The organism is Labrys sp. (in: a-proteobacteria) (genome assembly GCF_047605565.1).
Taxonomy (GTDB): Bacteria; Pseudomonadota; Alphaproteobacteria; order Rhizobiales; family Labraceae; genus Labrys; species Labrys neptuniae.
Window position 1 is genome coordinate 1 of the sequence record NZ_JASGFM010000081.1, and the last position, 8,356, is coordinate 8,356.

An 8,356-nucleotide genomic window follows, 5' to 3' on the forward strand; every position below is an offset into this window, starting at 1 on the left:
TCACCCCCTCTCTTCGCCGATATGAGTCGTTCACTTATTCGTTAATTAGCTAATTAATCAATATTGCAAATATTTAAAAATATGTGTTATCAAAGACTTGAGGTCAAAGTAATGGAAACGGCGAACGAACAATGACAATCGACAAGGTCTTCGAAGCGCTTTCCTCGCCTCCGCGGCGGCAAATTTTGGCCGACCTGTCGAGGGCGGACATGACCGCCGGGCAGGTGGTCGAAACGCTCGCCGACTCCATGTCGGCGCCCTCAGTGTCCAAGCATCTTTCCATCCTGGAGAATGCCGGGCTGGTCCGACGCGAGCGGCGCGGCCAGAACGTGCATTACGGCCTCAAGCGCGACGCGCTCGCCAACACGCTTCTGGAATTCCTGTCCGCCTTCGAGCCGGCCGCCAAACCCGACGGTGCCGACTCGGCGCTCGAACGCATCCGCCGCAACATGCTGTCGGGGCGCGGGCTCTAGGTGTCGCCGGGTGCACGGGCATCTTGCCCGTTCTTCTTCGCCGGCAAACCCCGTGTCTCCAAGAACGGGCAAGATGCCCGTGCACCCGAGAACTTCCCCTGCAACCCCTGGGGTCTTGCAGTGTCGGGCACAACGGCTCAATAGAGTCGGACTGTCATATGTTTGATGCAAGGTTTCCATGCCGTCTCCCGACAATTCCGCGCCCACCAACATGCTGTCCACCGTCGAGGCCCTGGCCCCCGAGACGCGCGCGAAGGTCGATGAACTGCAGCGGACCGAAGCGCCCGCCTACCGCCTGGCCGCGCTCGATCCCGACTTCATGCTGGGTGACTCCACCCGCGGCGTGCGCTTCCAGCTCGAATATGCCAAGGCGCAGGAGGGGATGAAGGCGGCCCATATCCGCTCCACCATCGTGGTGTTCGGCTCGGCCCGCGTCAGCGAGAACGCCCCGGGCAATCGCGGCCGCTGGTACAAGGAAGCCCGCGATTTCGGCTACATCGCCTCGCGTCGCGGCGGCGCCCTCAACGAGGATGGCGGCGGGCGCTTCAACGTGATCGCCACCGGCGGCGGCCCGGGCATCATGGAGGCGGCCAATCGTGGCGCCGCCGAGGCCGGCGCGCCCACCATCGGCTTCAACATCACCCTGCCGCATGAGCAATATCCCAATCCCTACACCACGCCGTCCCTTACCTTCCGCTTCCACTACTTCGCCATGCGCAAGATGCACCTCGCCATGCATTCGGCGGCGCTGGTGGTGTTTCCGGGCGGTTTCGGCACGCTCGACGAATTGTTCGAGATCATCACCCTGCGCCAGACCGGCAAGATGTCCTTCTGCCCGATCGTGCTGATGGACAAGGCCTATTGGACCAGAATCATCAATTTCGAGGCCCTGGCCGAGGAAGGTTTCATCAAGGCCGAGGACCTGACCCTGTTCGACTTCGCCGAGACGGCGGAGGAGTGCTGGTCGATCCTGGAGCGCAAGGGTTTGACGGCACCATCGGAATAGCGGCTCTCAAGGCGTCTGCGCCTTGTCGCACCAGTTCAGCTCCTTCGGCTTGAACGCCGGCCTTTGGCCTTCGATGTTGCCCATCTCGGCCACATAGGCCTTGGTGACGTCATCGGCGCGCTCGAACAGGAAGACTTTCTGCTGGTCGCAGCCGCGTCCCGGCACCCAGTCCGCCTCGTCGAGGCGATGGCTTTTCCCCGTGTCGTCGACGAGCCGGCCGATCACCCTGTCGAGCGAGCCATCGGGCTTGAAGAAAACCCAGCCTTCACGCTTCAGGCGGGCGTCCCGGTTCGGCCCCTCCGCACTGTTGACCGTCGTCATGACGGTATGCGTGAGCGCAGGCCGGCCATCGGCCTGGAAACAATAGATCGCGGAAACCGCGTGCATGCCGTCGATCAGCGTCTCCGTCCGCAACACCGCCGGCTGCCCGGCAATGGCCATTTCCTGGCTCCAATAGGCGAAGTTGTCGCCATAGCCGTTGAAGAAGTCGCGCCGCCAGCCGATCCAGTCATCGGGCTGGCTCGCCATCCTGTCCTGGCAGGCCTGCCAGGCCCGCACGAACGGCTCGGGAAGCGCCTCCTCCGCCTGCACCTGGCTGGCGGCGATGGCGACGAGCAATCCGATCATGAGTGACTTGCCGGCCATGCAGCCCTCCCGGACGGTTCCGCAACCGAACCTATCTATCGGCGCGTAGATATGGCCGCCATTCTCCAGGGAACAGGAAACCCACCGCCTTCATCATCGCAAGATCGGGCTCGTATCGGCTATTTGGCGACATGCGCCCAGAAACTTGCCTTGCGGCCATGCTGCTGGCGTAGATAAGCCTGCCAATCGGCATGGCTGAGCCGGCCGAGCTTCGCCAGCGCTGCGGGATCGAGCCGTGTCGCCAGATCGTCCAGCCTGGCGAGATAGGCGGCACCATGGCCATAGGCGGCCGATTTGCCTTTCGTCAGGATCTCTTCCACCAGGGCGCGGTAGAGCAGGGTCGCGGCCAAAGGCTGCTCTTCCTGCAGCCGATCCGCCACCGATTGCAGCACCTGGTAGTGCCTACCATCCCAGACCAGCCCGAAATCGAGCACCAGCCGGGCGGCGTAATCCAGTCGCGGCCACTCGCTCAGGAAATAGAGCGCGCGGTAGCGCGTCTTCGCGGCCAGGGCATGGGAGAACGCCCTGTCGAGAACCTCGAACTCGGCGAAATCGTCGAGCCTGGTCAGATAAGCGCGCAGAATATCGGGATTGAGCGTCGCCTCGAAAGTCGCCCAGCGCAGATCCTGGGCCTCCTGCCCGCGGCCGAGCGCCTCCAGGATGCGAGCCTTGAGGGCGCTCCTGGCCGGCAGACGGAAATCCCGTTTTGTCACGCCGTCCGCCAGATCCAGGGCATCGGCATAAGCCAGCCGTGACGGCTCCTCGATATCGAGCCAGGCCAGCGCTTCCTCGGCCCGCCCGGCATCGAGCAGCCTTTCCGCAACGGCAAGCCCGTCGCGGAGCTGGCCGGGCTTCTGGCTTTCCAGGGCGACCCAGCCATCGAGATCGCCCCGCTGCAGGGCAATGGTCTGGCGCAACTCCCGATAGGAATGCGCCGCATAGGCCGATTTCAACGCCACGACCTTGCCCGCCAGCAGGCGATCCCATCGATCGAGATCATGCGCCGAGGCCCGCTCCAGGAGAGAGGCGATTATGCCGGGCGCGACATCGCCGGCCCGGTCAACGAAGGTCATCACCCTGTCGGGCAGGCCGGCCCGATCGGCCGGTTCGAGCCGAACCGCCAGCGGTCCGAGCGCTGCAGCCGCCGCGCCATAGAGGTCTTCCAGGCGGCCGGAGGACAAGGTTCGCGCGAAAACACCGCCGGCAGTGGCAAGGAAACGCAGCAGGAGATCAATGGCGAGCGGAGCCGAGGCGGGGCCGATCTCGTCGGTGATGCTGGCCAGCGTCGCCGCCAGATCCTTCTCGAATTCCTTGATCCTGGGCCAGTCGATGAAGGAGCGCGCTTTCTCCAGGGCCGCAAGGCGCCGTTCCACCAGCTTGGCGACGGCCTCGGGCCCCTGCGTGCCGGCCAACGCCGCGATCACCCGCTTGCGGAAGGCGGGATTGGCCTGCGCCTCCTCGACAATCAGCTCCGCCAGCTTGGCCGGTCCGAGTTCGGCAAGGGTTGCTGCCGTGAATTTCGACTTCGCTGCCATGCCGGCACCTCCGAATCGCTGCCGGGGCTTGCCTCAGTGTGCAGGCTTCGGCGTGGTTCGAAAGCCCAAAAGAAAAACCCGCCGCGTTGCCGCGGCGGGTTTTTCAGGAAACATGTTCGATCAAGGGCGCTCAGGCAGCAGCCTTGACCTTCTCGACCAGGGCCTTGAAGGCTTCCGGCTCGCGGATGGCGAGGTCGGAAAGCACCTTGCGGTCGATCTCGATACCAGCCTTGGCCAGGCCGGCAATGAACTTCGAGTAGGTCAGGCCGAGCTCGCGGACAGCGGCATTGACGCGCTGGATCCACAGAGCGCGCATGTTGCGCTTCTTGAGCTTGCGGCCGATATAGGCGTATTGCATCGAACGATCGACCGCCTGCTTGGCGATACGGATCGTATTCTTGCGGCGGCCGTAAAAGCCCTTCGCCGCGTCGAGTGTCTTCTTGTGCTTCGCATGGGCGGTAACGCCCCGTTTCACGCGTGCCATCTGCTGATCTCCTTAAGGTTTCGCGTTGCCGTGGCGATCAGCCGTTCGGCAGGAAATACTTCTTCACGTTTTCGCCGTCCGTCTTGAAGAGGACGCGCGTGCCGCGAAGCTTGCGGATCTGCTTGTTGGTACGCTTGATCATGCCGTGGCGCTTGCCCTGCTGAGCGTGCACCACTTTGCCCGATCCCGTGATCTTGAAGCGCTTTTTGGCGCCCGACTTGGTCTTCATCTTGGGCATTTTGCTCGTCTCCGAATAAAAAAGGCGCCGAAACCTTGTGGGTTCCGCCACCGGTAAGCCGTGTGCTTTTGGAAAAGCGCCCGAGCCAACAACATCGCCACGGCAGCCCTTATCAGCCGGTCGATGCGGGGAAGCCGGGTCTATAGCGACAAGCAGGGAGAAAAGCAACAGGCAGGGTGGCGCAAACGCCCGATTTCGGCGCATTTCGCGGGCATCGAGCGGCTTTCAGCAAAAACGCCATAGGTCGATCCTATCCGCATTTGCGATAGGTATGCACCAGCGGCGTTTTCTCGCCGTCGACGGTGGCGTGGGAAACCGTCGCCAGCTCCTTGCCGATCTTCACCAGGATGACCGTGTAGTCGAAGGTCTCCCCCTCGCTGTCTTCGGAGACCTGCAGGCGCCAGGTCGGCGGATCCTTGGCGATCTGCGTGACGGCACCGGCCCGCCCGATGCTGCCCTCCTCCGTCCATTCCCTACCCTCGACCGCGATCCGGATCGGGTCCTCGCCGCGCAAATCCTTCTTGCTGGTGCAACTCTCGACGTCGCGGGTCCACACGCCCTGCGCCTCGGCGGGATAAGGCATACCGGCCTTGTCCTGCGCGGCCAGGGCTGGCGAGGAAACGCAGGAAAAAGCGAGGAATAGAAGACGCAGACAGCGCGACATGAATTCTCTCCGGATGATCGGCCGGCGCTTCCGCCGCCCCAGGCTCGTCTCTAACACGGCCATGCCCGCTGCCAGGATACGTCCGAAACAGTCGAGCGCCGGCACCGTCACGCCGCAGCGCCCTTGGCCAGCCGCCGGATCGCCTGTGGCGGCTGGCCGAAGGCGCGCAGGAAGGCGCGGCGCATGCGCTCGCGATCGGCGAATCCGGTTTCCTGAGCCACGATGTCGATGGGATGCAGGGTCTGCTCCATCATCAGCCGTGCCGCCTCGACGCGCAGAGTCTCCACGGCCTTGGCCGGCGACTGGCCGGTCTCGGCGCGAAAGGCGCGGCTGAACTGGCGCGGGCTGAGATGGGCGACCTCGGCAAGCTGCTCTACCGTCAGCGGCGTGTGCAGATTGCGCCTGGCATAGGTAAGCGCCGTCTGGATCCGGTCCGACTTGGCGTCGAGGTCGAGCAGGTTGGAATGCTGCGACTGGCCGCCACCACGCCGGTGATAGAGCACGAGCTGGCGGGCCACGATGCGGGCGAGCTCGGCGCCGTGGTCCTCCTCCACCATGCCGAGGGCGAGATCGACTCCCGCGCTCATGCCCGCCGAGGTCCAGATCTGGCCGTCGGCGATGAAGATGCGATCTTCATCCACCTTGAGCCGCGGGAAGCGGGCCTGCAGATCGCGTGCCCAAAGCCAATGGGTGGTCACGCGCCGGCCATCGAGCAGCCCCGCCTCGGCGAGCACGAAGGCGCCGGTGCAGATTGAAGCGACACGTCGCGACCGCGCCGGCGACCGCCGCACATAATCGACGACCTCAGGCGTCGGCGGATCGACATCGGGCGTGCCGCAGACCACCAGCGTATCGAAGTCAGGCTCGCCGAAGCAAAGACTGTCGAGCTTGGGGCCGATCGAACTTCGCACGGGGCCGCCGCTCTCCGAGACGATGACGATGTCGTAGAGCGCCTTGTCCGCCGCATAATTGGCGAATTCGAAGGCCGAAAGCGCGGCAAAGCTCATCATCTGGAAATTGGGTGAAATCAGAAAGCCGACGCGTTGCATGAACGCCTCCGTTCTTGTCCTGAAAGGTGGCATATATGACATTTGAGACAAAAGCCAGCGGATCTAATCTCCAGCCATTGCAACCCATGGAGATTTCCCATGTCCTCCGCCTCCAAAGTGTCCGCCACCTCCAAAGGCACCGTGCTGATCACGGGCGCCTCCTCCGGCATCGGCGCCGTCTATGCCGACCGCCTCGCCCATCGCGGCTATGACCTGATCCTGGTCGCCCGCAGCGAGGACAAGCTCAAGGCCCTCGCCGATCGCCTCGGCAGGACGACCGGCCGCGAGGTCCGCATCCTCGCCGCCGATCTCAACGCCAAGGAGGGCCTTGCCGCCGTCGAGGCCGTGCTGAAGAGCGACAAGAGCATCACCGGGCTCGTCAACAATGCCGGCTTCGGCAGCGCGGCGCCCTTGCTCCAGGCCTCGGTCGAGAAGATGGAGGAGATGATCAGCCTCAACGTCACCGCGCTTACCCGGCTGACCTATGCCGCAGTCCCCGGCCTGGTCGAACGCGGCGGCGGCACCATCGTCAACATCGCCTCCATCGTGGCGATCGCGCCGGAGCTGCTCAACGGCGTCTATGGCGGCAGCAAGGCCTATGTGCTCGCCTTCAGCCAGAGCCTGCACCACGAACTTGCCGACAAGAACATCCGCGTCCAGGCCGTCTTGCCCGGTGCCACCGCCACCGATTTCTGGAACGTCCTCGGCGTGCCCGTCGAGCAATTGCCGGAAAGCGTCGGCGTGATGTCGGCCGAGAACATGGTGGATGCCGCCCTCGCCGGCCTCAACCAGGGCGAACTCGCCACCATCCCGGCCCTGCCCGACATCGCCGACTGGGATGCCTATGAGGCGGCCCGCCAGACACTCGCCCCCCAGCTCTCGCAGGCAAAGCCTGCCGCGCGCTACCGGGTGAGGCCAGCCACGGCCGCATAACCGGCTCAAAGCCTCAGCCAATTGTTGTCAGGCCTTGCAAACAATAATTGATTGCATAATCTGGCAATTATCAACTGAGGCTTTGCGATGACGACAGGAACCATTGATCACGCCACGCTGTCAACACTGGTGGAGGCGGGCACCGTGCGCCGCGCGCATGTCGTGGGGCACCCGGAAGGTTGGTCGGTCGAGATACGCTACGGCAAGAACCAGCGTACCCTAATCGCCCAGCGTAGCCGCCATGCCCGCCTGTTCCGGCGGCTCGACACCCTGGTCTCCTATCTCAAGGATGTCGGCATCGCCGAATTCGACGTCGACGCCGCCGCCCATGAGCCCGGCAGCGCCAAGGCCCCGGCCCGACCCGACCGCGCCGAGGCCCTGCGCAAGGCTCATGAGGCGGCCGCCTACGACGCCTGGTTCCGCGAGGAAATCCAGAAGGCGCTCGACGAGGCCGACGATCCGAACACCGTCTGGGTCAGTCATGAGGAAGCGGAAGCCGACATGGAGCGTCAGCGGATCGATCTGCTCGCCCGTATCCGGCACGCCGAAAAATGAAGCTCATTTGGCTGCCGGCCGCACAACGAACCCGCACGGCCCTGATCGAGCATATCGCCAAGGATAGCCTCGCGGCAGCCCTCAACCAACTCGGCGAGATACAAAGCCAGGTGCGCAATCTTGAGGACCATCCGGAGATGGGCAGGGTTGGCCGCATGCGCAACACCCGCGAACTCGTGATCGCTCGCACCCCTTTCCTGATCATCTATCGCATCCGCAACAAGCCGCGGCAGATCGAAATTCTGCGCGTCATCCACGGTGCCCAGCGCTGGCCGCCCCAAAAATAAGGGCGCCCCGAAGGACGCCCCTTGATCGTATCGGCTTGAAAGCCCGCCTTACTCGGCAGCGGCTTCGCCTTCGGCCTTGGCCTTCTTTTCCAGGTCTTCGCCGGTGGCCTGATCGACGGCCTTCATCGACAGGCGGACCTTGCCGCGCTCGTCGAAGCCGAGCAGCTTGACCTTGACCTTGTCGCCTTCCTTGACCACGTCGGTGACCTTGTTCACGCGGTTCGCAGCCAGCTGCGAGATGTGAACCAGGCCGTCCTTGGCGCCGAAGAAGTTGACGAAGGCGCCGAAATCGGTGGTCTTGACCACGGTGCCGTCATAGATCGCGTTGAGCTCGGGCTCGGAAGCAATCGACTTGATCCAGTTGATCGCGGCCTTGATCGCGGTGCCCGAAGCCGAGGCGACCTTGATGGTGCCGTCGTCCTGGATGTCGACCTTGGCGCCGGTCTTCTCGACGATCTCGCGGATGACCTTGCCGCCCGAGCCGATC

At 64.0% G+C, this 8,356-nt stretch carries 12 protein-coding genes; 5 read left to right on the top strand and 7 right to left on the bottom strand.

The genetic code is table 11. The features are described 5' to 3' along the window. The first annotated feature begins 131 nt into the window (after nucleotides 1-131). Complete coding sequence (locus QM672_RS32355) at nucleotides 132-473, top strand: metalloregulator ArsR/SmtB family transcription factor (protein ID WP_367625600.1); 342 nt, start codon at nucleotides 132-134, stop codon at nucleotides 471-473. Between the two features lie 178 nt (nucleotides 474-651). Next, the gene (locus tag QM672_RS32360) at nucleotides 652-1,479 is read left to right on the top strand and encodes a TIGR00730 family Rossman fold protein (RefSeq protein ID WP_376717766.1); all 828 of its coding nucleotides are present in this window, start codon (nucleotides 652-654) and stop codon (nucleotides 1,477-1,479) included. A gap of 6 nt (nucleotides 1,480-1,485) precedes the next feature. Here QM672_RS32360 and QM672_RS32365 read toward each other — a convergent pair whose 3' ends face one another. The 6 genes from QM672_RS32365 to QM672_RS32390 form a co-directional block, all read right to left on the bottom strand. Next, the gene (locus tag QM672_RS32365) at nucleotides 1,486-2,124 is read right to left on the bottom strand and encodes a hypothetical protein (RefSeq protein ID WP_415087361.1); all 639 of its coding nucleotides are present in this window, start codon (nucleotides 2,122-2,124) and stop codon (nucleotides 1,486-1,488) included. A gap of 119 nt (nucleotides 2,125-2,243) precedes the next feature. Continuing rightward, nucleotides 2,244-3,659, bottom strand: a complete 1,416-nt coding sequence (locus QM672_RS32370; RefSeq protein ID WP_415087362.1) for a DUF6880 family protein — start codon at nucleotides 3,657-3,659, stop codon at nucleotides 2,244-2,246. Between the two features lie 130 nt (nucleotides 3,660-3,789). Further along, nucleotides 3,790-4,143, bottom strand: coding sequence for a 50S ribosomal protein L20 (gene rplT, locus QM672_RS32375; RefSeq protein ID WP_311943875.1), 354 nt, complete (start codon nucleotides 4,141-4,143; stop codon nucleotides 3,790-3,792). A gap of 37 nt (nucleotides 4,144-4,180) precedes the next feature. Continuing rightward, on the bottom strand, nucleotides 4,181-4,381 hold the full coding sequence (gene rpmI, locus QM672_RS32380) for a 50S ribosomal protein L35 (protein ID WP_311943873.1): 201 nt from the start codon (nucleotides 4,379-4,381) through the stop codon (nucleotides 4,181-4,183). A gap of 250 nt (nucleotides 4,382-4,631) precedes the next feature. After that, a complete protein-coding gene (locus QM672_RS32385; protein ID WP_311943871.1) occupies nucleotides 4,632-5,045 on the bottom strand; it encodes a hypothetical protein in 414 nt (137 codons plus the stop codon). A gap of 107 nt (nucleotides 5,046-5,152) precedes the next feature. Then, nucleotides 5,153-6,094 carry a GlxA family transcriptional regulator gene (locus QM672_RS32390; protein ID WP_367625596.1) on the bottom strand — a complete coding sequence of 314 codons (942 nt, stop codon included), beginning with the start codon at nucleotides 6,092-6,094 and terminating at the stop codon, nucleotides 5,153-5,155. A gap of 99 nt (nucleotides 6,095-6,193) precedes the next feature. Here QM672_RS32390 and QM672_RS32395 point away from each other — a divergent pair, with 99 nt between their 5' ends. The 3 genes from QM672_RS32395 to QM672_RS32405 all read left to right on the top strand — a co-directional run bounded on the left by QM672_RS32395 (nucleotide 6,194) and on the right by QM672_RS32405 (nucleotide 7,869). After that, nucleotides 6,194-7,027, top strand: coding sequence for an SDR family NAD(P)-dependent oxidoreductase (locus QM672_RS32395; RefSeq protein WP_415087363.1), 834 nt, complete (start codon nucleotides 6,194-6,196; stop codon nucleotides 7,025-7,027). An 87-nt stretch (nucleotides 7,028-7,114) separates the two neighbouring features. After that, on the top strand, nucleotides 7,115-7,582 hold the full coding sequence (locus tag QM672_RS32400; protein ID WP_415087364.1) for a hypothetical protein: 468 nt from the start codon (nucleotides 7,115-7,117) through the stop codon (nucleotides 7,580-7,582). Next, nucleotides 7,579-7,869 (top strand): type II toxin-antitoxin system RelE/ParE family toxin, encoded by a 291-nt coding sequence (locus tag QM672_RS32405; RefSeq protein WP_415087365.1) that lies wholly within the window; start codon nucleotides 7,579-7,581, stop codon nucleotides 7,867-7,869. Before QM672_RS32400 ends, QM672_RS32405 begins: the two co-directional genes overlap by 4 nt. Before the next feature lie 48 nt (nucleotides 7,870-7,917). On the opposite strand, the gene QM672_RS32410 is transcribed toward QM672_RS32405, so the two are convergent. Further along, nucleotides 7,918-8,356, bottom strand: a 439-nt coding sequence (locus QM672_RS32410; RefSeq protein ID WP_415087366.1) for a S1 RNA-binding domain-containing protein, incomplete at its 5' end; no start/stop codon positions are given.